The following is a 256-nucleotide window of genomic DNA, read 5'->3' as shown; positions in this document are numbered from 1 at the left end:
GAGGCCACACCTGTTCCCATGCCGAACACAGAAGTTAAGCTCTTTAGCGCCGATGGTAGTCGGACTTACGTTCCGCGAGAGTAGGACGTTGCCAAGCATAAGATTAATCCACAGTAGCTCAGTGGTAGAGCTATCGGCTGTTAACCGATCGGTCGTAGGTTCGAGTCCTACCTGTGGAGCCATGGCCCCTTGGTCAAGCGGTTAAGACACCGCCCTTTCACGGCGGTAACACGGGTTCGAGTCCCGTAGGGGTCAT

General features: G+C 55.1%; 2 tRNA genes and 1 rRNA gene. All 3 read left to right on the top strand.

From position 1 onward, the window contains the following. Positions 1–97, top strand: a 5S ribosomal RNA gene (rrf, locus tag CD172_RS11960); the annotation flags it as partial. A 10-nt stretch (positions 98–107) separates the two neighbouring features. Further along, positions 108–182: transfer RNA gene (locus CD172_RS11955), tRNA-Asn, on the top strand. A gap of 1 nt (position 183) precedes the next feature. After that, positions 184–255, top strand: a tRNA-Glu gene (locus tag CD172_RS11950). The last annotated feature ends 1 nt before the right edge of the window (position 256 follow it).

Source organism: Staphylococcus agnetis (genome assembly GCF_002901865.1).
Classification (GTDB): domain Bacteria; phylum Bacillota; class Bacilli; order Staphylococcales; family Staphylococcaceae; genus Staphylococcus; species Staphylococcus agnetis.
Note: the sequence above shows the minus strand (reverse complement) of the source record. Positions and strands in the feature narration are given on the sequence as shown.